Here is a 21,946-nt window from a genome sequence, read left to right on the forward strand (position 1 = left end):
GACTATTTGATACTATTTAAAGGTAACAAACGGAAACGGAGGGATTCGAACCCTCGCGCCGCTCTCGCGACCTACACCCTTAGCAGGGGCGCCTCTTCAGCCAACTTGAGTACGTTTCCATATGGCTCCGCAGGTAGGATTCGAACCTACGACCGATCGGTTAACAGCCGATAGCTCTACCACTGAGCTACTGCGGATTAGTATGTATTTATATAATGTATCTCTATGAGCACAAATATTATTATATCAATAAACTTAAAATTTGCAAGGGATTATATTCAAAAAATATACGGAACATTTACACTATATTAATATAAAAGTTCCGTATGATTTAAAATTAAACGTGAAACTAGTTATCTTGCAATAGTGAATAATGTGAAAGTGCTTCGAAAATATTTAAAGTTGTTTTTTCATAATCAATTGGCATTTCTGGATTATTTGATTTCATACGTGATTGTTTATCAACCATGTAATAATAGAATATGCAGTTAGAGTATTGGTGCCAAATGCTATGATAGGATACATTCAGTGTTAACGTTTGGTGATTTGCGAAGATGATTTTACATTTTCGATTTTTGAGAGGTTTGATTTCATGAACATAATGCATATTGATCCACATGTTTTCTTCTAAACGGTCTGAATGGGTTGGGAAAAAGTACGTAGGGAATAGAGGGGTCAATAAGATAGGCGGTTTGCTAGTAATACCAGCAATACGTTGCGTTTCGGATTTTTTACTAATATAACTGTTTCCATAAAACTTACATGATCGCTCGACAATCTTTTGTGTTTTAAATGGACTCGTTACAATTGAGGAATCATACTTTAATATTTCTGATCCTTTAGTTTGCTCATAGGCATCAATAACTGGTTTGATGACCATGTCGCCTTTCCGAATAATATATACGGTATTTTGGGTTTGAGAAATTTTTGTCATCTCTTAACCTCCTTAAAATAAAGTTATTATTAAGCGCTAAAAATACAACGATTAATAATATAAATTTATTATATAAAATTTTTATATGTTGTCAAGATATTCATTACATATAAAATTACACATATTTTTTGTGAAAAGTCAGAATATTCGATTGATTTAAAAAATAAAAACTTGTATACTATCCTTATACAAAAAAGAAAGGCAGTGATTGCAATGAATTACAACACGAATGTCAAACATACGACGTTAGAAGACTTTGTTACTACAGTTAATGATTTAGGCGTAGAGATGGTCATTGAAGAGGCCCTTCGTCAAGGAAGAAAAAAGCAACTATTAAAGTTGATTGATGAGGCACTTATTAATAAGAATGAAGAAGCATTTATCAATTATACGAACGAATATAAAAATCTGGAGGCATTTCTCAATGAGTAAATTAGGATCCTGTCACTCATCATTATAAAAGGTCTATTCACTACTTAATTATAGTTAGCGAATAGACCTTTTTTATTTCTATTTTTGTCCACCGTTTGATTTACCCTCAATTTTATTACGAATCCACTTTACTAAGTAGCCTGTTATCACGATTCGAATGACACGTTTAATGATATTCATATTAACTTGCTCCTTTTTTAAATTGTTTATTTGAGTTTACCCGTTCTACACATAATTAAAGATATTATCTATAATTATTTATTAAAAAGTTATGGATGTCGCTTATTTGGTATATAAATATAGCCATATTGATCTGCTTTAGTTGTGAAGATGACAATAATCCCATGAATAATAGAAACGATAGTAGGAATTGTAGTCCAGAAGAAAACTAAATGAAAGACGCCTTGCCATACTTTATCTGCATAAAATTTATGAATACCGACACCGCCTAAAAACAAAGAACATAATACATATAATGTTTTATTAACTCTCATAATAATGATGCCTCCTTAAATTTATATTTTAAGCATTTCAAAAATTAAATCAAATAATACTCAGATATTAGATAATGTATTTATAATCAAAATTTCAATGCTTCAATTTATTGCAATTAATTTATTATTATTTGTAAATTTTATATAATATAGTTAATACACTAATCGAAAGGGGAATTAACTAATGATACGAAAAGCACGTCCGAGCGATAGTAAGTCAATTGCAGAATTATGTTACATTATTTGGAAAGATATGGAACTTGATATTGTGCAAGAAATTTCCAAAGAAAGAGTCATTCAAGCTATTGAAGAGAGTATCGTTAATATTAATTATAGAACGAATTATAATAATATCTGGGTATATGAGCAAGACGACGAAGTGGCAGGTTGTATCATTGCCTATGAGGGCTCTAAAGAATTAGAGTTAGAAGCAGCATGGAATGAATTACCATTAGAGGATGACATAAAAGCACTTGGAACGCCATTGCCATTGAAAGAATCGAAGGATGATGAATGGTATATTGAAGCTGTTGCTACTTTTTCAAAGTTTAGAGGACAAGGTATTGCAACGAAACTGTTTAATTATTTAATCGCAACGTATCCAGATACAAAGTGGAGTTTAAGTTGCGACTATGATAATCCGAGAGCTAAGAAATTGTATGAACGATTAGGCTTTAAATGGACTGAAGATGTGGAATTATATGGTCATCAATATTTACACATGGTTTATTCATCATAAAGTAAAAAAATAGAACGGAGGAGACAGAAATTAGAAATCATTTCAAAGTCTCGTCCTCCGTCCTATTTTACTTGTATCAACATTTAAAATGTCACAAGTGATGTATTATATACCACCTAATAAAGCACTGATGTATATGCCTAATGCGTATAATACACCGAAGATTGTATTTGTTTTTCCAGTTGCAGCCATTGCAGGCATCATACTTGCAGGTGTGTCATTCTTCTTGAAGCGACGGATCGCTTTGACTGGCATAGGAAATGATAGCAATACAAGTAAATAAAATAGTGAACCGCCATCTACAAATAACGAAGTATAAATAACGAACACATATGCAACGATATACATAATTGCCATAAATGTAATTGAAGCGTTCTTACCTAATAGGATTGGTAATGTTTTACGCCCACTCGCTTGGTCTTTAACGCTATCGCGAATATTATTAGCCATGTTAATTAAGCCAATTGTAATAACAATCGGAATACTAATCCAAACTACAAAGCCATTAACATTGCCAGTTTGAATAAAGAACGCTAATAAAATAATAATCATGCCCATAAATAATCCAGAAAATAGTTCACCGAATGGTGTCCAAGAAATAGGCATTGGGCCACCAGTATATAAATAACCAATTGCCATACAAACGATGCCCACTGGAATAATCCAAAATGAACTATTAGCTGCTAAAATGATACCGAGAAATGCAGCGATGATATAAAAAGCAATTGCTAGATTCATGACAAGTTTTGGACTCATACCGTTTCTTACGATAGCACCACCGATACCAACGGAAGTGTGATCGTCTAAACCTTTTTTAAAGTCATAATACTCGTTAAACATGTTCGTTGCAGCTTGAATAAGTAAACAAGCAATTAACATTGCAAGAAATAACATGAATTTAATGTGATCTTGACTACCTAATAAAAAAAGTTTAGCAGTTGCTGTACCAACTAATACAGGTACAACAGCAGCAGTTAAAGTATGAGGTCGCATCAAATGCCAATATTTTCTAACAGTAGAATATTGTTGATATTGATTTGCCATAATTTAATCTACCTCTTATAGTATATAGTTTTAACATATGTATTTTAAAGGAATCATATATAAAGGTCAATTGCCGTGAAATATTTCCCTAGAAGATTAAGCAATTATGCCACTATAAATAGTTAAAAATGATACAATATTGTAATGAGAAAAAATAGATAATGAAAGAAGTGAAATGAATGGCTGCGAATATAAAGGAAGATGACATTATTGAGTCAATATATGAAAGTAACAAAAGCTGGGTATCTGTTGAAGTGAAAATTGATAGAGCACTTGCGCCTGACGAGTTGTTCAATTTAACAGAAGCACAAGCAGGGGATCGCTTTTATTTTCGCTTAAATGATAATGCGTCTTCGTTTTTCGGCTATCATGCTGTTCAAAGGTTCAAAAATAACTTTGATAACAAGCAATCGATCTTTCGTGAGTGGGAAAAATTTAAAAAAGATGTTGAATTAGTTCACCCAGATATAGAAAAGCATCATTTAAAAGTCATTGGAGGATTTCAATTCTCTAGCCATAAGTCTGATGATGAGTGGCGAGAATTTGGCATCAATCATTTTGTAGTGCCTCAAGTACTCATTTCGAATATTAATCAGACTACTTACCTGACTTATACAGTGGAAAGAGCCAATTTTGATATTGAAGCATTCAAAGAGGTAGTCGCTTTCTTTGAAGAGGCGCACATTGGACAAGATGATCAAGATGAAACATTAGGAAATATCTTACGAATGGAAGATATTTACGTTGATGAGTGGAAAGAACTGGTTAGAGATGCGATTGCTCAGCTTGATGAAACTAAAAAAATTGTGCTTGCTAGACGTCGTATGATCAAATTTGATAAGCCAATTAGTATACCTTACGTGCTTAATCGCGCACTACAAAATGAAAAAAATAGCTATTTATTTATTTTAGAGTCCAACCAATCTGTATTCTTTTCACAAACACCAGAACAACTTCTTAAGGTAGAAGATGGTGTTTTATCTACGAAAGCAGTAGCTGGTACGATTAAACGATCTAACGACACTGAAGAAGATGAAAAAAATATACAAGCATTTTTAAAGGATAAAAAGAATTTAGGTGAACATGATTTTGTAGTTAGAAGTATTCTAGATGATATCACACCTTACGTTGATCATATTGAATATAATCATACACCGAATATTTTAAAAAATGACCATTTATATCATTTATATACGCAAATACAAGGTCAGTTAAAAAACAATGCATTTATTGGGTTAATAGACGACATGCATCCTACACCAGCGTTAGGTGGCTATCCTAAAGATGAAGCACTCAAATTTATTGAAGAAAATGAGTTTGGAACGCGTGGTTTATATGGTGCACCGGTTGGCTACATTGACATGAATGATGATTGTGAGTTTATTGTAGCCATACGCTCAATGTTAATGAAACAAAATCAAACGACGTTATTTGCAGGATGCGGAATTGTAAAAGATTCTGATCCAGATAGCGAATTAGCTGAAACAGCGGTTAAATTTTCACCAATGATGAATGCTTTAGGAGTAGTGGATAAGAATGAATCATAACGAAGCATTAACTAAACAAGTATATACCTTTGCATCTGAGTTATATGCCTATGGTGTACGTGAAGTAGTCATTAGTCCCGGCTCAAGATCTACACCACTAGCAATTGCGTTTGAGGCACATCCTAACATTAAGACTTGGGTACACCCAGACGAACGTAGTGCGGCATTTTTTGCTTTAGGTTTAATAAAAGGGAGCGAACGACCTGTAGCGATTTTATGTACTTCAGGTACTGCAGCAGCGAATTATACGCCAGCAATTGCAGAGAGCCAAATCAGTCGTATACCTTTAATCGTGTTAACAAGTGATCGTCCGCATGAATTAAGAAGTGTAGGCGCACCTCAAGCGATTAATCAAGTGAATATGTTTGCAAATTATGTTAATTTTCAGTTTGATATGCCTGTCGCTGATGGTACTGAATACATGCTAGATGCCATTTATTACCAAATGCAGATTGCAAGCCAATATTTATATGGTCCTCATAGAGGTCCAATTCACTTTAACTTACCATTTAGAGAGCCGTTAACGCCTAATCTTGAAAGACAAGAATGGTTGACGTCTTATACTAAAAAGTTACCGCATTATCAAAAAAATATTAACGTTCAAGATATCAGTCATATTTTAAAAGAGAAAAAAGGATTGATTATTGTCGGTGACATGCAACATCAAGCTGTTGATCAAATTCTTACATATGCAACTGTGCACGGTTTACCTATACTTGCTGACCCATTGAGTCAGTTACGTAAGTATAATCATCCTAATGTGATAACGACGTATGACTTATATTTTCGTGCAGGGCTTGATTTAGATGTTGATTTTGTTATTAGAGTTGGGAAACCAGTTATCTCTAAAAAGTTAAATCAATGGCTTAAACATACGAATGCCTATCAAATACTTGTTCAAAATAATGACAAGATAGATGTTTTTCCAACACCACCTAGTGTGTCTTATGAAATATCTGCAAATGATTTCTTCAGAAACCTTATTGAAGAATCAGCAGTTGAACGTAACGATTGGATAGAAATGTGGCGAACACTTGAATCTCAAGCGAGACATCATATCGATAAACATATGTCACATGCGACAGATGAAGCGGCATTTGTAAAAACAGTCATTGATAAACTGACTAAAGAAGATGCTATTTTTGTAAGTAATAGTATGCCAGTTCGTGACGTAGATAATTTACTTTACAATAGTGAAGTTGAAGTATACGCAAATCGTGGCGCAAATGGTATTGATGGTGTTGTGTCTACAGCTATTGGCATGGCTGTACATAAGAAAATAACGTTATTGATAGGTGACTTAGCCTTTTATCATGATATGAATGGTCTTTTAATGGCAAAAATTAACAACATTCATTTAAATATTATATTGCTAAACAATGATGGTGGCGGTATATTCTCATATCTTCCTCAGAAGGCGTCTGCAGAAGCTTATTTTGAAAGATTGTTTGGCACACCAACTGGATTAAATTTTGAATATACAGCGCTACTTTATGATTTTTCATTCAAACGCTATAATTCGGTAGCGGATTTCACTCAAGAAAAGCTGTCACACATGCATTCACATATTTATGAGTTGGTAACGAATAGAGATGACAATATGTCGCAACATCAAATTCTATATAAGAAATTGAGTGGTATTCTGAATGTTACATTATAACTTTTATCAGTCAAAACGAGAGACAAATCAATTATTAGTACTTCTACATGGCTTTATAAGTGATAGTCGTACGTTTGATGCGCACGTGGATCCATTGTTACAAGAGGTTAATGTGTTAACCGTTGATTTACCAGGCCATGGTCAAGATCAATCCTCAATGGATGTAACATGGGATTTTCCATTTCTTGCGAAGCAATTGGATGAATTATTAGACATGTATGAATCTTATAAAGTCACGTTATTAGGCTATTCAATGGGTGGTAGGGTAGCACTCTACTATGCACTGTATGGTAAACACACAATTAACAAATTGATTCTTGAAAGTAGTTCACCGGGAATTAAAGAAGAAAATAATCGTTATGAGCGACAACAAATAGATGCTTCTAGAGCGAAAGTGTTAGAAATAGCTGGATTAGAAGTCTTTGTAAATGATTGGGAAAAATTACCGCTATTCTATACACAACAGCATTTGGATAAAGCGCAAAAGACAGCTATGCGTGATATGCGTATGGCTCAAGACCCTTATAAATTGGCAAAGGCATTACGTGATTATGGTACAGGGCATATGCCTAACCTATGGGATCAAATCAGTCGAATTCAAATACCGTGCTTTATATTAACTGGCGAATTAGACCAAAAATTTGTGAAGACTGGACAAGCTATGAACAAAGATATGCGCTATAGCCAAGTCCATACCTTTTCAAATGTAGGTCATACAATTCATGTGGAAGATAAAGCGGAATTTGATACAATAGTATTAGGTTTTTTAAAGGAGGAGCAAAATGACTAGACAGTGGGAAACACTTAGAGAATATGATGAAATAAAATACGAATTTTATGAAGGTATTGCAAAAGTAACAATTAATCGTCCAGAAGTGAGAAATGCTTTTACACCAAAAACGGTTGCTGAGATGATTGATGCTTTCAGTCGTGCGCGTGATGATCAAAATATTTCTGTAATCATCCTAACCGGCGAAGGTGACAAAGCCTTTTGTTCAGGCGGTGACCAAAAGAAACGTGGGCATGGTGGCTATGTAGGTGAAGACCAAATTCCTCGTTTAAATGTATTAGATTTACAACGTTTAATCCGTGTCATTCCTAAACCAGTGATCGCAATGGTTAGAGGTTATGCCATCGGTGGTGGTAACGTATTAAATGTAGTATGTGACTTAACAATCGCTGCTGACAATGCTATTTTCGGACAAACAGGTCCTAAAGTAGGTTCATTTGATGCTGGTTATGGTTCTGGCTACTTAGCAAGAATCGTTGGCCATAAAAAAGCGCGTGAAATTTGGTACTTATGTCGCCAATACAATGCACAAGAAGCTTTAGACATGGGCTTAGTTAATACAGTTGTACCATTAGACCAAGTTGAAGATGAAACGGTTAAATGGTGTAAAGATATTATGAAACATTCTCCAACAGCTTTACGTTTCTTAAAAGCTGCTATGAATGCTGATACGGATGGCTTAGCTGGCTTACAACAAATGGCTGGAGATGCTACATTACTTTACTATACTACGGATGAAGCGAAAGAAGGTCGTGACGCGTTTAAAGAAAAACGTGATCCAGACTTCGATCAATTCCCTAAATTCCCATAAACCGGTTAATGATAATACAAATATAAATATAAGTAAAGGACACTTGTATAGTGATAAATTGATAAACAATTTAATCGCTATTAACAAGTGTCCTTTTAAATTAAGGTATCAATTATAATATTTTTTTAAAAATAATTCTAATCGACGCATACCTTCTTTTAAGACATCCATATCGTAAGCATAAGAAATGCGGATATAACCTTTACCCATATCGGTAAAGGAAGACCCAGGCACCATTGCTACGTGGGCTTCTTCAAGCACTTTTACGCAAAAGTCAAAATCATTGGACGTAAACTGTCGAATACTTGGGAATATATAGAACGCACCTTCTGGTTGAGCATCAAGTTCAAAACCTAATTCTGTTAGTTTACTGACTAGATAGTCACGACGCTCGATATAGGCTTGGTTCATATATTGAGGTGCATCTAATCCTTCATTGAGTGCGGCAATGCAGGCAATTTGTGAAGGGACATTTGCACAAATGCAATTATAGGCATGCATAAATGTTAGCTTTTCAATTAAATATTCAGGCCCTAGTAAGAAGCCGATACGAATACCTGTAGCAGAATGAGATTTACTCAAACCACCAATAAGTAAAAGCTGATCGCGTATCTCTTCAAATTCTGCAAAGGAAACATGTTTACCTTTAAATGTATTTTCCGCATAAATTTCATCACTAATAATAAAAATTTCTTTATCTTTTAAATAATTTACAATGCTTTTAACTTCATCACGATCTAATATGACACCCGTAGGATTCGTAGGGTAATTCAACAAAATTGCTTTTGTCTTATCAGAGTAGTGTTGAGCAATTAATTCAGGCGTGATTTTAAATTCTGTCTTTGTTGTATCTATATATATAGGGTGCCCACCTAAAGTCTCTACTAATGGAATATAGCCAGCGTAAATAGGCCCCGGAATTAATATTTCGTCACCAGGTTCGATAATACTACGTAATGAAGTATCAAGTGCTTCACTTGCACCATTCGTAACAATAATTTCTTCTTCACTATAATAGAAACCGTATTTATTGTTGAAATAGTTACGAATTGCCTGACGTGTTTCAGGTAATCCTTTATTATGTGAGTAACTCGTTTTATCTTCTTGTATTGCAGTGATATAGGCCGCTTTCACCACATCTGGCATAGGAAAGTCGGGTTGACCAATCGTTAAATTGACGCAATCATCAATATCCTTCATACGATTAGAGAACTGACGAATACTTGGTGCCCTTAAAAATTTAGCATTTGAATTTAAAGTTAATTTCATTTTTACACCTCAAAAAACCAAATTATAGTAACCGTACATGTTACTATAAATTTTTAGAATAATCTTATAATAACATATTTTAGCTACCATAATTTGGTAAGTATTGTTTTATATGATTTTGTTATTATCCTTTAAATGAAGAAGGTTTCTTCAAATTGATTAAAGGATTAGTCCATTTACAAACAAAATTCGTTGATAGTAAATAAACAATCACGATTGAGATTATAAATAAATAGCCATAAGTAAGAACGGATGTTTGAGATTTAAATGGATATATTTCATAACCTCTAACGATACCTATAACTAGTCCATGGAGTAAATAGATATACATCGTACGATTGCCAATATAAGTATAAAAACGTTTAGTCGTACTCATTAAATTAAGAAACGAGAACATAGTTACAAATATGATGAAGTAAAGTAATAAACGTTTTAAGGGACTATATACATCTTCGTTATTATTTTCGAGAGAAGTGTAAGGACTGCTACCTAAGAGCCAATCTGAATTGATTGGATGGATGTAATAAACGATGAAAAATATGATAAGTACAATAATTGAAAATACGTTTATTTTTTTATTACGCAATAGTTGCGTATGTGAACGTGTTGTTAAATAGCCAACATAGAATATTGGGAAAAATACAATTGTTCTAGAAATACTCATATAACCATCGATATCGTCAGAAAAACCAGCAAGTATTGAAATGATTAATGCGATAGGTAACACATAATATGCTTTGTATCGACGTACAATGACAAGTATGACGTGAAAACTAAATAATGTAAGTAAAAACCATAAAGCAAATACTGGATTAAATGGATCCATTTGTATTGCGTCACTTTTACCAGTTAAAAAATAATAAACTGAGAAAAAGGCATAAAATATCGCATATGGTGCAAGTAACTTTTTAGCTACATTCTCTAAATAATGTGGTTTATCCAAATGTTTGGCAAAGTATCCAGAGATAAATAAAAATGATGGCATATGGAAACTATAAATCAGTAAATATAATGCAGATAACGATTTACTTTCAGAAGTATAGGGTTGAATCATATGACCGAACACGACTAAAAAGATGAGGATGGCTCGAGCGTTATCGAAAAAGTAATCTCTTTTTGTATCAATGGACATACGATTGTCTCCTTTTTTATTAATAACTGTATCTAATTTAGTATATTTTGACACTTCAATGCAACAATTTAGAAAAAATGTTGAGAGTGGGACAGAATTCTTTTAAATTCGTCGTAACCCCAACTTGCTTAGCTTGTAAAATCACTTTCGTGATTTTTTGTGTTGGGGCCCCGCCCGCAAGGATGACTAGAACTGAGAAAAGCTTTGTTAAAGCGCCTTCTCAGTTCAGTCAGCTACTGCGAATTTGCAAAATAGCTGCATTATAGTATTTATGTCCCGGACTCCTTTGATATATATTTTATTTGATTTTAAGATAATTATTTCAAATATGAATATTATTTTTTGAATAGGGAAGAGGAAGTTAATAAGCAAAAGGAGAGGATTACCATTAATATACTAAAAAATACGTTTAAATTGTTACATCCAATGGTAGGTGGGAGTATCATTGGTCGAGTCATAGCGAAAGAATCAAAAGAGGATTATAACCAATTTAGAAAGCCACCATTTTCACCGCCTACAAAAGCTTTTCCAATTGTTTGGCCAATCTTATATGTACTCATGGGCGTTTCTTATTTACTCACTACGAAAAATAATGAACAGACGACTAAGATTAAAGTGACTCACTATAGTCAGTTAGCTTTAAATTATTTATGGTCAATACTTTACTTTAAAAAGAAAGTTAGAGGCATTGCCTTTATTGAAAGTATGATGTTGTTTATCTCTGTCGTCGTTAATACAATTTCAATGTTTAAAATACATCGCATTGCAGGTTTATTACAAATTCCGTATGTCATGTGGTCTGCATTTGCAAGCTATTTAAATGCAGGTAATTATTTCCTTAATAAAGATAACCCGAACTATAAAAAACAATAGAAATGTCAAGCTCAAGCAATGTTTCGTTAAATTTCACGTTTGCCTCAATGGTGAGTTAAACTGAATGAAATTAAAATTGAATTATTGAGATATGTATTGTGACAAAATATTGAAAGTACATGACATATAAAAAAATCATAGTATAATAGTATTATCAATTACAAAAGTGGAGTAGAACAACAATGTATAATCAACTAGAAAAACTTATTACACTAACAAATAATGACCTGAATTTGGTTAACAGACGATTTGGACAACGCACGGACATTACAAATGATCAACTAGAATTATTGCGTATATTATATAGCTTTGATCGTTTATCACAATATGATTTAACGATGAAGATTAGCAGAGAACAATCTATTGTTTCTAGATGGATTAAGAAATTAGTTCAGAAAGGCTATATCACAAGTCAACAATCACATGAAGATTTACGTTGCAAAGACTTATGTCTAACAGAAGAAGCGCGTAATTTAATTCAACAAATCAATACTGCAAGATGTGAATTAATAGAAGCACGTTGCCAATGTCTAAGTAAAGAGGAAATACAAAGTCTAAATCAGTTATTAGACAAACTGAATAGCCGTCATATATATATTTAAGAAAATAAGCCATAACATTTTAATGAATCTTGTTAGAAGATCATTTTAATGTTATGGCTTATTTTTATGAGCATAGTAGAAGAATGATCGTTTACATTATTAAGGCTGGGACAAAATCAAATGTCCCAGCCCTAAATTTTCTAGTTTTTTAACCATTCTATCTTCCAGTTATTTGACTAAAGAATGTCATTATTTAGTATAACTTGTGATATCGAAGTATTTACCAACTGCTTTAATCTCACTGTATAGTTGTTTTAAATATTGAGCGTTAATATTAGCCCAGTTAATATCAGTTGCATATTGATGCGTAGCAGGGTGATCTGGATTCCAACGCATTTTGTATAATGTATTTTGCCCAGCTTTAATATAGTCTTTGCCTATAAATTTAGCGCCACCAATAATAGCTTTAGATACTGAGTTCCAACCAGCTTGTTTAGCATAGTTAATGCCACTGTATAGTGGATTAGCATCATAAGCAGCTATACCAAATACGTTGTGATATTTTGTAGCACTCTTAGTAGTAACATAATTATTTACAATATTAGCACCTTTAGCTAATTGAGATTGACCATTACCTGTTTCAATTAACGCGTGTGCAACTAAGTAAATTTCATTAATACCTGAAGTGGCAGCCGCTTGACTGAATGCTTGTCCTTGATTCTCAAGTACACCTTTACCTTTAAGTAATTGGTTTAAACTTGCTACAGAAATGTTTTGTGGACGATCTAAACGTAAGAATTGGTACTTAAGTGTTTCATCTTTAGCTAATCGTTCAGGGTTCATCGCATTTTTAATTTCACTATAAGTAGCATTAGACCAACCATAACCGTTTCTTTGAACTTGTGGAGGTGCGCCATAAGCATTTTGTTGAAGTGACGCAGCTTGATTTAAAGTTCTATATGATTTTGAATATTTAACTAATTCTTTCTTCAAATCAGTATCTTTAATCCATACATACTTACCATTGCTTAATTTACCATAATACCAAGTTTTACCATTGATGACTTTACGGTTCGTTACTTGGAAAATTTGTTCATTAAATGCTTTTAATGAAGTTGCTTTTACAGAGGTAGGATCATCATAATAAAAACCATTATAGTTATTAATAATGAATTCATATTGATACTTTTCACCAGTATTTGATGATGTATTAGATGATGTTAAGTCATCTTTAGCAATCCAACCTGTTTTACCATTAACAGTACCATATAAGAAAGATGTATTGCCTACAACAACAGATTTAGATACTTTAAATGATTGATTAGCTAAGTCTTTATTGTCTAAACGTTGTTGATTTGTACCCCATGCGATTGAGTAAAGTCCATTATTTTTATTATTAATTTTGTATGTGCCTGATGTTTTTTGTACAGAACTTGAATTTTGAATATTTAAGTCCTTAACATTAAACCAACCTAAAGGTGTATTTTGTGTCGTGTTTTGAAGTAACACATACGTATTACCATTAACTGTTTTTTCTTTAGAAACATTGAAAGTACGATTTGCATATTTAGACGCATTTTTACCAGTTTTATCATAAACAGTTGCGTGTGCACCACTGTTATTTGCATTAACTTGAGCTACTTTAGACACTGTTTGTGTTGAAGATGTAGATGGTTTAGTAGCTTTTGTATTCACTGCAATCTTAGCGTTTACTTTAGGTGCTTGTTGCACATCAGTTGATTTAATCCAACCCCAAATATTATTGATTACACCATGTAGGTATGTTTCATTTCCTACTTTAAGGTTATCAATTGATTTTAATTGTTTGCCACTAGATGGAACTGTAGCTTTAACTTGTTTAGCTGTTCCCCAAGGTGTGTCATAAATATTGGCATTACCTTTAATATTGTAATAAGTGGCAGTTGTCTTGGTAGGTGTTGAAGACTTAACAGTAATTTCTGAAGCCGGAATCCAACCTCTTGAAGTATTACCATTATAATCAGAAATTAAGTAATAATCTTTATTGTTTAACGTAGCTTTCTTAGTGATGTTATACGTCTTACCACCAAGCGTAGCATTTGCTTTTGCGTTCTTATCATAAACAGTTGTATATGATCCTTTATTCTTAGTAGAAACTTGACCTAAAGTATTTTTAAGGTTAGACACTTTTAATGTGTTGTCTACTGCTGGTGTTTTACTGCCTGATGTTGGTTTAGTTATATCAGTTAGGAAAGCTTTGCTAACCCATCCATTTTTACCATTTAATGAACCAAATAAATAAGTGGATTGGCCTACTTGTTGTGATTTTGTTGCTTTAAATGGTGCAGTATTTGATTTAGAAACCGTTCCAGCTACTTGATTATAATTACCCCAAGGTACTGTATATAATGTAGTACCAGATTTAATATTGTATGATTGGTTAACTTTTACAGGTGATTTTACAGTGTTATAAATCGTTTCACCTTGTTTAACCCAACCGTATACTTTACCGCTATTATAGTCAGATACTAAATAGTATTTGTCTTTGCCAAGTGTAGCAGATTTAGTAACAGATAGAGTGTTATGCACTTGATTTGTAGCTTTACCTTTAGCATCATAAACGGTTGTGTATAAGCCACTATTATTTGTTTTAATTTGAGCTAGTCCAGTATTAGCATTAACAGTTAATTTAGGTGATGTAGTAGTTGAACCACTATTACTTGAGCCACCTTTATTTGTATTAGATGAACCGCTATTACTTGAAGTTGTACCCCAAGGTGCGACTTGACCCGTTTTGATTAAATATTTTTCATTAATTAAATCATATAATTCGTTATAAGAATAGTTATGATTTTGTAAATAAGCGTGTGGATCTGAATGATCCGTGCCACCTAAGAAACGGCTGATAGCATAGTGTGTCCATACGGTACCTTGACCGTCATTCTCAGCACTGTTAGGTTTTAAACCGTAATATTGTAATTGTGTTGCAGCATAATCTGCATAGTTATTCATTGACTTAGCAAATGAAACATAGTCATGTGTATGCACAATTTCAACATTGATGAAACGATTATTAGCTTGCGGACCTGCACCCCATGATAAGTAGTCAGTAGGGGCAGTTTCAATGATACGGTTGCCATCAACAAATGCATGAACAAATGCTGAATTGTAATTATTTTTCATATAATTAATTTCGCCATCAATTGTTGAATTATCATTAGCAGTATCATGAACTACAATACCTTCAGGTCGACCTACACCATTACGATAGCCATATTTAGGGAAGTATGATGAATAATTTTCTTCAATCTTAGGTGCTTGTAAGTTATTTGAACGAATATAATTGTTAATTGATGAACTAACTTGTGGTTTATATTTTGGTAACGATGATGTCGTTGCTCTAGCAGCATAGCGTTTTACTGTTTTTACGGGTGTTGCTGAACCACCTTTGCCACCAACTGATCTAAATCCAGAATAACCCGATTGCGCGTTGTGTGTTGCTGACGTTTGAGTAGCATTCGTTGAAGCTTTCGTTGTTGCTTTTGTTGAAGCTTTTGTAGTTGTTGTATTTTCAGAATTAGCTACTTTCGACGATTTAGCTTGCGCTACATTTGATTGCGTAGCATTTGTCGCGTTATCACTATAAGTACTAATGTTCTCAGTATTAGTTTGTTTATGATCTGTTTGTTGCTTTGATTGAGCTGCTTGATTAGATTGAGTTGGAGTAACAGTTGATTGATTTGTATTATTTTTATTTGATGAAATTAAACGTGCTGTTTGTTGTGAACTTTCATCAATTGTATTATTTTGGTTTTTAACATCTTGTGTAGCTTCTTGGTTTGTATTCGCAGACGTACGCTCATTTGTTTGTTGTTCAGATACTTCTGAAACATTTACAGAAGCTTGTGATGTTTGATTATTCGTATTCACATTATTTTGCGTTTGAGTCGTATTCTCTTTTTGGTCTACTTTGTTTAATATTGATGCTTGTTGTTCATTGTTTTGAACTTCAGCTGACGTACTATTTGAATCTGCTGTATTTGTATTAGCTGTATTTTGTTTTTGTGCACCTTGTTGATTTTGTGATGACGTATCAACTGTATTTAAGTTATCTAATTTAGCATCGTATGTTTTACTTGCTGTAGCAACAGATGCTTTTACATTTTCAGGATTTTGATATGTTTGTACACCTGAAACATTTTGTGCTGAATTCGTTACTTCTTTTTTAGCCTGTTCAGCATTTTTTATATTTTGTTGATCGTCAATCACATTATTTGTGTTGTTAGAATTTTGATTCGTTTCAGCTGCATGTGCTTGTTGTGTTGTAAATGCAGCACCAAATAAAGTGATTGCAATCATGGAAGGAAATTTTAAATTAAACTTTTTGGTCATATTGTTACTCCTCGTTATTAGTATAGTTACAATTCCATTATAGTATTTTAAAATTTGCTATGATTTGATTTAACTTATTTGTAAACTAACTTTAATACTTTCTTACTTATATTAAACAAATTATGAATTTACTAAGGGGTTAGCGGGGTAGAATTAATAATTAAAAGCACATTTATCAAATAGGTTAACGAAATTAAAAAATTACATATAATACATGTAATTTGAATGTACCCTGTTTATATATTCTTATACATTTTGATATGATCGATATTTTCTTCAATAAAAATGTCGCCTGTTGACATATAACCTAGTTTCTCGTAAAAACCTTGTGCCTGTACTTGTGCATTTAATACTAATTGCTGATATCCTTGATCTTTCGCAAAACGTTCGATGGCGTGCATTAAAGTTTTACCATATCCATCTTTTCTATAATCTTTTAGAATAGCAACTCTCTCTACTTTAGCAGCGTCATTATATGGTCTAAACCTTGCACATGCAAATGGCATATGATTTGTATCATACCCAATAGCATGTGTTGAACTTTCTTCAAATGAATCTAATTCATTTTCCAAAGGAACACCTTGTTCTTTTACAAATACTTCTTGTCTTATGTAAAAACAATCTGATAACATGTCTTTATTTTTTACGATTTCAAACATTTCAAAGCCCCCTATAGATATAATTATTAAAAATTTAAAAAATTCAAATTAAAAAAATTATAAAGTTATTCTATCTGATTTATATACAGAAAAAAACTCCTTTTTACAAACAATAAGTAAAAAGGAGTAGGAATATCGTTTTTATAATGCTTCTTGGCGAACAATGGCGCTATATTGCCAAAATATTCTCATTTGAGCAATATTCCAGTTATTCATGCCCATTGTGTAGCCTGAAGGTTTAAATATGTTAACATCAGTCACTTCTAATGCTGCAGCAATGAGATATTGAAGAGGTACGCTAATACTTTGCATTGTCTCGGTGATACCATTCTCATTGTAGACCCAAGAGAATGGTAAATCTGATTCAAAAACATCCACTTTATTGAAAATTTCAGGTAGGGCAAGAATATAACATGCGCCATTTACAATAGGGTTAATTGAATTCTCACCGTAGTAAACTAAAAGGGCTTCATAATTTTCGCGATGTTCGTGGTTTACGTAAAAGAACTCACTTCTGAATAAAGCCATGTCTTTGCTATGAATAATTTGTTGCTCTAAAACATTGAACATGCCGTTAATGTTAGCAGCTTTTTCATATGTTTTACGTGACATAGTATGTGATCCTCCCAATTAATATAATTGATTCGTTTGATTTTGGTTGTTATTAAATGAATCGGATTGATTTGTCTGATTAAAATTGTTGGTTTGATTGTAATTATCGTTTTGCGTAGTACCCTGACTATTTTGGTCATAACCACCGTATGAATTTGAATTATCTGTTTCTGTTGACTGTGTTTCAGTTGTATTTTCAGTACTATCATCAGTAGAAGATGTATCTTTTTGATTATTTTTCAATAATGACTGATCAAGAGGTGTAAGTGGTACTAGTGTGCCGTAATGTTTAATTACACGTTGATCTAAGAAATCATCCTTATCTGTTATTTTAGATAGTCCTAAATCAGAACGCAATATATTTGAATATTTCATAATATTACTTACGCTCGGATTGTAATAGTAAATGTTTTGTAGGTAATCATCTTCACCTTTAAGTTGAGATGTTTTAAATTCAATATCATCAGATAAATACATAGATGCGAGTGATTTAATTTCAGAAGCGGTTAAATTATGTTTGGCATTTTTTCCGACAATTTGTACTAAGTCATCTAATTTATCGTATGAATCTAAACTTTTAGCTTTTTGGAATAGCAATTTAATTAAATCCATTTGTCTTTCGCCGCGTTTTAAGTCAGAGTCATGGTGCCTTGTTCTTGCAACAGCTAACGCTTCGTCACCGTTCAGTTTTTGGTATCCTTTTTTTATTTTAATTCTACCGCTGTCGTCTGTATTTGGTTCATTTAAGTCATAAGGGACGTCGTAATAGATCCCACCAAGTTCATCTACTGCTTCAACAAACGCATCCATATTCACACGTACATAGTAATCAACTGGAACATTTAGAGTAGCTTCGACAGAATCCATTGCAGCTACAGGACCACCATAAGCATGTGCATGCGTTATTTTATCGTAATAACCAACTTTAGGAATGTAGCTAATCGTATCACGTGGGATACTCAGTAAGCGAATTTGACGTTTGTCAGGACTAAAGGTAGAAAGAATCATTGAATCTGTTCTAGAGTGTTCCGTAGTTTGGCCATTTTTTCGGCGACCTTCATTATCATCGATACCTAAGAATAAGATTGATACGGCGTCTTTAGAAGGATTTACTTTACCTTCTCGAATGCTCGACTGACGTTTTGAATCAATCTTATCATAAGAGTCTTGCATTGCACTTTCAGAAGTTTTGTACAAATTGATGATAAAAATTACAGGAACAACGATTAATACTAATGTGAGTAGCATCATAAAATATTTTAAAAATCGGTTCATAGCATTTGCTCCTATACATATTATCTTTTATAAGTGATTTTACAATTCGAAAAATAAACACAACTATGTGCTTGTTTAAGCAAAATCATAAAAATCAAAGATAAAGTTTTTAGTTTTCGTAATTTGTTTATAGTCAAAGGTGTTAAAATGAATTGAATTTATGTGTTCTATACTCTCATAGCCTTAAATTGTATTACTTTTTGGAGAAAATTACAACTTTAATTTTAATACAAGATTTACATAATTAAAATAAAATTAAAAAAAGAGATTTCGTTGCATTAATTTATACTTTATCATACTAAAGTATGATGAATTTAAAAATGATGCATGTATGATTAAAGAAAGATGAATTCAATGATGTTGTGTTATATAATATAAAATGTTGAATGAATAAAAAAATAATATAGATAGAATAGTTTTTGATTTAGACACGCTTCTATTTTAGATGTAAGAGGGACCTCATGAAAAATAACAAATTAAAAATTATAGCTTTTATTTTAGTATTAATCGTATTAGTGCTTCTCGTCATATTATTTGTCGTTAAAGTGACTAATTACAGTATTAAAGATAGTGCATATAATAATGTGAACGATAATAAGACTTATATTGAACATAGAGATAAACACCACAAAAAGGCGCCTAAGTTAAAAACGGTTCAAGCGGATGATCATAGTATTAAACAAATTAATACATATTTAAAGAATGTTCATTTTAATGGATCGATTACAGTTTTAAAAGATGGGAAGTTAATGCTTGATAAAGGCTACGGTTACCAAAATTTGGGTAGTAAGAAAAAGAACAACACAAATACGATGTATTTAATTGGCTCAGCACAAAAATTTACTACTGGCTTAATACTCAAGCATTTAGAATTATCAAACAAAATAAATATGAATGATTCTGTTACGAAATATCTACCGTGGTTCAAGACAAATAAAACCATTACCCTGAAAGATTTAATGTTACATAGAAGTGGTTTGTATAAATTTAGTGCTAATCCAGATACTAAAAGTTTAGATGGAGCAGTACACGATATTCAAAGAAGAGGGATCAACAATAAGTATTATCATAAACATTTATATAATGATGCGAATTATTTAGTATTAGCTCAGGTTATCGAATCAGTCACACATCAATCTTATGTAGAAAATTACTATAAATATTTAGCTGAACCTTATCACTTAGAACACAGTGCTTTCTTTAATGAAAAGCCTTTTAAAGAGAATATGGCTACGGGTTATAAAGTTAAAAATAATAAATTAAAAAAGATGAAACCTAATATTTTAGAGCAATACTACGGTGCTGGGAATTTATACATGTCTACGCATGATATGGCACGATTAGTTAATGACTTACAGCAAAACAATATTTTTAATCAAACGGTGACAACCTCATTGCTTCAAGAAATTGGAAGTACTAAATACCCAGAGTCATATAGATATGGATTCTATGCGACACCACAAGTCAATCGAATTAATGGTGTATTCTTTGGTCAAATATTTACTGTGTACTTTAATAAAGACTACATTATTGTATTGGCGACTAATAAAGTTGATAATGCTAAGCTATCCAATGAGTCGACGATTTCACATATTTACTATCAATTACTAGGTCAAAATATTTATGAAACGAAGTAACTAAAGTCGTGCATTTGAGGCAACGTTAATCTATAGGGCTATATAATATCGATATTAGCTGGCTAGAGTGAGAGGACCTTTAAATTAAGTTTTATCAACTTTAGTTATCCTTATTGGAGAAGGGCCTAATAATAGGAAGGACATAAAAATATTCCAAAAATAAATTGGGAGTGGAGAAACGAAATCATATTGAAGTCGTTCTTCACTCCCATAGTTTTTATTTAAGTGTGTTTTTGAATATGGAACGATAGTTATCATTTAAACTTGATGTAACTATTGTACAGTTTGGATATGGAGAATCAAAATCGACAACTGTAGCACCTCTAGTCAGTGTGCCTTGTAGTTCAATTTGTACATCAGCCAGATGTGTTTCGTAACTTTCTGTGTCGAGTAGATAGAGTACAGTAAAGACGTCATATAATTTTAACCCTTGAGCAAAATCCTTTTCTCTATAATGTTGAAAGAGTTGATAAAGCATTGCACTTGTTCGACTCAAATGTTCGAATGACGCTAGATAATCATGCGTTAATAAAGATTGACGCGCTAAATCAAGGCCAATCATTGTGATAGGGAGGCCACAATTAAACACAATATGAGCTGCTTCAGGATCGCTATAAATATTAAATTCAGCAAGCGGCGTTACATTACCTCGTCCAGCGCTACCACCCATTAAGACAATTTCCTTAATAAAATCTTTAACTTCTGGAAATGTACTTATTAATAAAGCAATGTTCGTCAGTGGTCCTAGAGCAACGATTGTGATAGGGGTGTCTGTTTGTAAGAGAATATCTCTCATTGCAGTTATTGAATTAGTTGATGCTAATTGATTTATTGATAAAGAAGGGAAGTCATAACCATCCATACCACTTTCTCCATGAACATGACTAGCATCAATAACCTTACTTATTAATGGTTTTGTAGCACCTCTATGAACAGGTACGTCACTGTTGAAGAAAGCTTTTAATTTTAGCGCATTTGCGGTCGTTTTTTCGATACCAACATTTCCGTTAACAGTTGATATCATTTTAACATCAAAAGATGGATGTAATAGGGCGACACTTAATGCAGCTGCATCATCAATACCTGGGTCTGTATCTATAATTAATGGTAAACGCATGATTCAAT

General features: G+C 32.7%; 20 protein-coding genes and 2 tRNA genes. 9 read left to right on the forward strand and 13 right to left on the reverse strand.

Features of this window, described 5'->3' with window-relative positions; all coding sequences use genetic code 11:
* Window positions 1-30: 30 nt before the first annotated feature.
* The 3 genes from AK212_RS02895 to AK212_RS02905 all read right to left on the reverse strand — a co-directional run bounded on the left by AK212_RS02895 (window position 31) and on the right by AK212_RS02905 (window position 934).
* Window positions 31-119: transfer RNA gene (locus AK212_RS02895), tRNA-Ser, on the reverse strand.
* Window positions 120-122: 3 nt separating this feature from the next.
* Window positions 123-197 (reverse strand) — tRNA-Asn (locus AK212_RS02900).
* 152 nt (window positions 198-349) lie between these two features.
* Window positions 350-934 carry a competence protein ComK gene (locus AK212_RS02905; protein ID WP_053029105.1) on the reverse strand — a complete coding sequence of 195 codons (585 nt, stop codon included), beginning with the start codon at window positions 932-934 and terminating at the stop codon, window positions 350-352.
* Between the two features lie 213 nt (window positions 935-1,147).
* On the opposite strand from AK212_RS02905, the gene AK212_RS02910 reads away from it, so the two are divergent.
* Window positions 1,148-1,366 (forward strand): IDEAL domain-containing protein, encoded by a 219-nt coding sequence (locus AK212_RS02910; RefSeq protein WP_053029106.1) that lies wholly within the window; start codon window positions 1,148-1,150, stop codon window positions 1,364-1,366.
* A 78-nt stretch (window positions 1,367-1,444) separates the two neighbouring features.
* Here the strand turns inward: AK212_RS02910 and AK212_RS13765 are convergent, their stop codons facing one another.
* Together AK212_RS13765 and AK212_RS02915 are read right to left on the reverse strand one after the other, a co-directional pair.
* Window positions 1,445-1,546 carry an SAR1012 family small protein gene (locus AK212_RS13765; protein WP_231119772.1) on the reverse strand — a complete coding sequence of 34 codons (102 nt, stop codon included), beginning with the start codon at window positions 1,544-1,546 and terminating at the stop codon, window positions 1,445-1,447.
* Between the two features lie 89 nt (window positions 1,547-1,635).
* Window positions 1,636-1,860 carry a TM2 domain-containing protein gene (locus AK212_RS02915; protein ID WP_053029107.1) on the reverse strand — a complete coding sequence of 75 codons (225 nt, stop codon included), beginning with the start codon at window positions 1,858-1,860 and terminating at the stop codon, window positions 1,636-1,638.
* A gap of 184 nt (window positions 1,861-2,044) precedes the next feature.
* Between AK212_RS02915 and AK212_RS02920 the strand changes: the two genes are divergently transcribed.
* On the forward strand, window positions 2,045-2,599 hold the full coding sequence (locus AK212_RS02920) for a GNAT family N-acetyltransferase (RefSeq protein WP_053029108.1): 555 nt from the start codon (window positions 2,045-2,047) through the stop codon (window positions 2,597-2,599).
* Window positions 2,600-2,704: 105 nt separating this feature from the next.
* Here the strand turns inward: AK212_RS02920 and AK212_RS02925 are convergent, their stop codons facing one another.
* Window positions 2,705-3,643 carry a 1,4-dihydroxy-2-naphthoate polyprenyltransferase gene (locus AK212_RS02925; protein ID WP_053029109.1) on the reverse strand — a complete coding sequence of 313 codons (939 nt, stop codon included), beginning with the start codon at window positions 3,641-3,643 and terminating at the stop codon, window positions 2,705-2,707.
* Window positions 3,644-3,822: 179 nt separating this feature from the next.
* Here AK212_RS02925 and AK212_RS02930 point away from each other — a divergent pair, with 179 nt between their 5' ends.
* Genes AK212_RS02930 through menB form a run of 4 tightly spaced genes read left to right on the forward strand, consistent with a single transcriptional unit; the run spans window position 3,823 to window position 8,451 of the window.
* Complete coding sequence (locus AK212_RS02930; protein ID WP_053029110.1) at window positions 3,823-5,190, forward strand: isochorismate synthase; 1,368 nt, start codon at window positions 3,823-3,825, stop codon at window positions 5,188-5,190.
* Window positions 5,180-6,850 (forward strand): 2-succinyl-5-enolpyruvyl-6-hydroxy-3-cyclohexene-1-carboxylic-acid synthase, encoded by a 1,671-nt coding sequence (gene menD / locus AK212_RS02935; RefSeq protein ID WP_053029111.1) that lies wholly within the window; start codon window positions 5,180-5,182, stop codon window positions 6,848-6,850. Before AK212_RS02930 ends, menD begins: the two co-directional genes overlap by 11 nt.
* Complete coding sequence (gene menH, locus AK212_RS02940; RefSeq protein ID WP_053029112.1) at window positions 6,837-7,640, forward strand: 2-succinyl-6-hydroxy-2,4-cyclohexadiene-1-carboxylate synthase; 804 nt, start codon at window positions 6,837-6,839, stop codon at window positions 7,638-7,640. Before menD ends, menH begins: the two co-directional genes overlap by 14 nt.
* Window positions 7,633-8,451: a 1,4-dihydroxy-2-naphthoyl-CoA synthase gene (menB, locus tag AK212_RS02945; RefSeq protein WP_053029113.1), complete on the forward strand. Its 819-nt coding sequence runs from the start codon at window positions 7,633-7,635 to the stop codon at window positions 8,449-8,451. The genes menH and menB overlap by 8 nt, the downstream gene beginning before the upstream one ends.
* A 108-nt stretch (window positions 8,452-8,559) precedes the next feature.
* On the opposite strand, the gene AK212_RS02950 is transcribed toward menB, so the two are convergent.
* Window positions 8,560-9,720, reverse strand: coding sequence for an aminotransferase class I/II-fold pyridoxal phosphate-dependent enzyme (locus AK212_RS02950; protein ID WP_053029114.1), 1,161 nt, complete (start codon window positions 9,718-9,720; stop codon window positions 8,560-8,562).
* A gap of 124 nt (window positions 9,721-9,844) precedes the next feature.
* Entirely contained in the window at window positions 9,845-10,852 is a 1,008-nt protein-coding gene (locus AK212_RS02955; protein WP_053029115.1) for an acyltransferase family protein, read from the reverse strand.
* A 426-nt stretch (window positions 10,853-11,278) separates the two neighbouring features.
* Here AK212_RS02955 and AK212_RS02960 point away from each other — a divergent pair, with 426 nt between their 5' ends.
* Together AK212_RS02960 and AK212_RS02965 are read left to right on the forward strand one after the other, a co-directional pair.
* Complete coding sequence (locus AK212_RS02960) at window positions 11,279-11,725, forward strand: TspO/MBR family protein (protein WP_196781150.1); 447 nt, start codon at window positions 11,279-11,281, stop codon at window positions 11,723-11,725.
* Window positions 11,726-11,907: 182 nt separating this feature from the next.
* A complete protein-coding gene (locus AK212_RS02965; protein WP_053029116.1) occupies window positions 11,908-12,327 on the forward strand; it encodes a MarR family transcriptional regulator in 420 nt (139 codons plus the stop codon).
* Between the two features lie 189 nt (window positions 12,328-12,516).
* Here the strand turns inward: AK212_RS02965 and AK212_RS02970 are convergent, their stop codons facing one another.
* The 4 genes from AK212_RS02970 to AK212_RS02985 form a co-directional block, all read right to left on the reverse strand.
* The gene (locus AK212_RS02970) at window positions 12,517-16,638 is read right to left on the reverse strand and encodes a GW dipeptide domain-containing protein (RefSeq protein WP_053029117.1); all 4,122 of its coding nucleotides are present in this window, start codon (window positions 16,636-16,638) and stop codon (window positions 12,517-12,519) included.
* Window positions 16,639-16,874: 236 nt separating this feature from the next.
* Entirely contained in the window at window positions 16,875-17,297 is a 423-nt protein-coding gene (locus tag AK212_RS02975; protein WP_053029118.1) for a GNAT family N-acetyltransferase, read from the reverse strand.
* Between the two features lie 141 nt (window positions 17,298-17,438).
* On the reverse strand, window positions 17,439-17,909 hold the full coding sequence (locus AK212_RS02980; RefSeq protein ID WP_053029119.1) for a DUF2538 family protein: 471 nt from the start codon (window positions 17,907-17,909) through the stop codon (window positions 17,439-17,441).
* An 18-nt stretch (window positions 17,910-17,927) separates the two neighbouring features.
* Window positions 17,928-19,184, reverse strand: coding sequence for an LCP family protein (locus tag AK212_RS02985; protein WP_053029120.1), 1,257 nt, complete (start codon window positions 19,182-19,184; stop codon window positions 17,928-17,930).
* Window positions 19,185-19,645: 461 nt separating this feature from the next.
* Between AK212_RS02985 and AK212_RS02990 the strand changes: the two genes are divergently transcribed.
* Complete coding sequence (locus AK212_RS02990; protein WP_053029121.1) at window positions 19,646-20,821, forward strand: serine hydrolase domain-containing protein; 1,176 nt, start codon at window positions 19,646-19,648, stop codon at window positions 20,819-20,821.
* Between the two features lie 217 nt (window positions 20,822-21,038).
* Here AK212_RS02990 and rihC read toward each other — a convergent pair whose 3' ends face one another.
* Window positions 21,039-21,938 (reverse strand): ribonucleoside hydrolase RihC, encoded by a 900-nt coding sequence (rihC, locus tag AK212_RS02995; RefSeq protein ID WP_053029122.1) that lies wholly within the window; start codon window positions 21,936-21,938, stop codon window positions 21,039-21,041.
* Window positions 21,939-21,946: the final 8 nt, after the last annotated feature.

Source organism: Staphylococcus borealis (genome assembly GCF_001224225.1).
Classification (GTDB): domain Bacteria; phylum Bacillota; class Bacilli; order Staphylococcales; family Staphylococcaceae; genus Staphylococcus; species Staphylococcus borealis.

What these genes read in the sequence shown, in the direction of transcription:
- AK212_RS02905 (WP_053029105.1), bottom strand. Translation starts at nt 934, where the DNA reads ATGACAAAAATTTCTCAAACCCAAAATACCGTATATATTATTCGGAAA.
- AK212_RS02910 (WP_053029106.1), top strand. Translation starts at nt 1,148, where the DNA reads ATGAATTACAACACGAATGTCAAACATACGACGTTAGAAGACTTTGTT.
- AK212_RS13765 (WP_231119772.1), bottom strand. Translation starts at nt 1,546, where the DNA reads ATGAATATCATTAAACGTGTCATTCGAATCGTGATAACAGGCTACTTA.
- AK212_RS02915 (WP_053029107.1), bottom strand. Translation starts at nt 1,860, where the DNA reads ATGAGAGTTAATAAAACATTATATGTATTATGTTCTTTGTTTTTAGGC.
- AK212_RS02920 (WP_053029108.1), top strand. Translation starts at nt 2,045, where the DNA reads ATGATACGAAAAGCACGTCCGAGCGATAGTAAGTCAATTGCAGAATTA.
- AK212_RS02925 (WP_053029109.1), bottom strand. Translation starts at nt 3,643, where the DNA reads ATGGCAAATCAATATCAACAATATTCTACTGTTAGAAAATATTGGCAT.
- AK212_RS02930 (WP_053029110.1), top strand. Translation starts at nt 3,823, where the DNA reads ATGGCTGCGAATATAAAGGAAGATGACATTATTGAGTCAATATATGAA.
- menD (WP_053029111.1), top strand. Translation starts at nt 5,180, where the DNA reads ATGAATCATAACGAAGCATTAACTAAACAAGTATATACCTTTGCATCT.
- menH (WP_053029112.1), top strand. Translation starts at nt 6,837, where the DNA reads ATGTTACATTATAACTTTTATCAGTCAAAACGAGAGACAAATCAATTA.
- menB (WP_053029113.1), top strand. Translation starts at nt 7,633, where the DNA reads ATGACTAGACAGTGGGAAACACTTAGAGAATATGATGAAATAAAATAC.
- AK212_RS02950 (WP_053029114.1), bottom strand. Translation starts at nt 9,720, where the DNA reads ATGAAATTAACTTTAAATTCAAATGCTAAATTTTTAAGGGCACCAAGT.
- AK212_RS02955 (WP_053029115.1), bottom strand. Translation starts at nt 10,852, where the DNA reads ATGTCCATTGATACAAAAAGAGATTACTTTTTCGATAACGCTCGAGCC.
- AK212_RS02960 (WP_196781150.1), top strand. Translation starts at nt 11,279, where the DNA reads ATGGTAGGTGGGAGTATCATTGGTCGAGTCATAGCGAAAGAATCAAAA.
- AK212_RS02965 (WP_053029116.1), top strand. Translation starts at nt 11,908, where the DNA reads ATGTATAATCAACTAGAAAAACTTATTACACTAACAAATAATGACCTG.
- AK212_RS02970 (WP_053029117.1), bottom strand. Translation starts at nt 16,638, where the DNA reads ATGACCAAAAAGTTTAATTTAAAATTTCCTTCCATGATTGCAATCACT.
- AK212_RS02975 (WP_053029118.1), bottom strand. Translation starts at nt 17,297, where the DNA reads ATGTTTGAAATCGTAAAAAATAAAGACATGTTATCAGATTGTTTTTAC.
- AK212_RS02980 (WP_053029119.1), bottom strand. Translation starts at nt 17,909, where the DNA reads ATGTCACGTAAAACATATGAAAAAGCTGCTAACATTAACGGCATGTTC.
- AK212_RS02985 (WP_053029120.1), bottom strand. Translation starts at nt 19,184, where the DNA reads ATGAACCGATTTTTAAAATATTTTATGATGCTACTCACATTAGTATTA.
- AK212_RS02990 (WP_053029121.1), top strand. Translation starts at nt 19,646, where the DNA reads ATGAAAAATAACAAATTAAAAATTATAGCTTTTATTTTAGTATTAATC.
- rihC (WP_053029122.1), bottom strand. Translation starts at nt 21,938, where the DNA reads ATGCGTTTACCATTAATTATAGATACAGACCCAGGTATTGATGATGCA.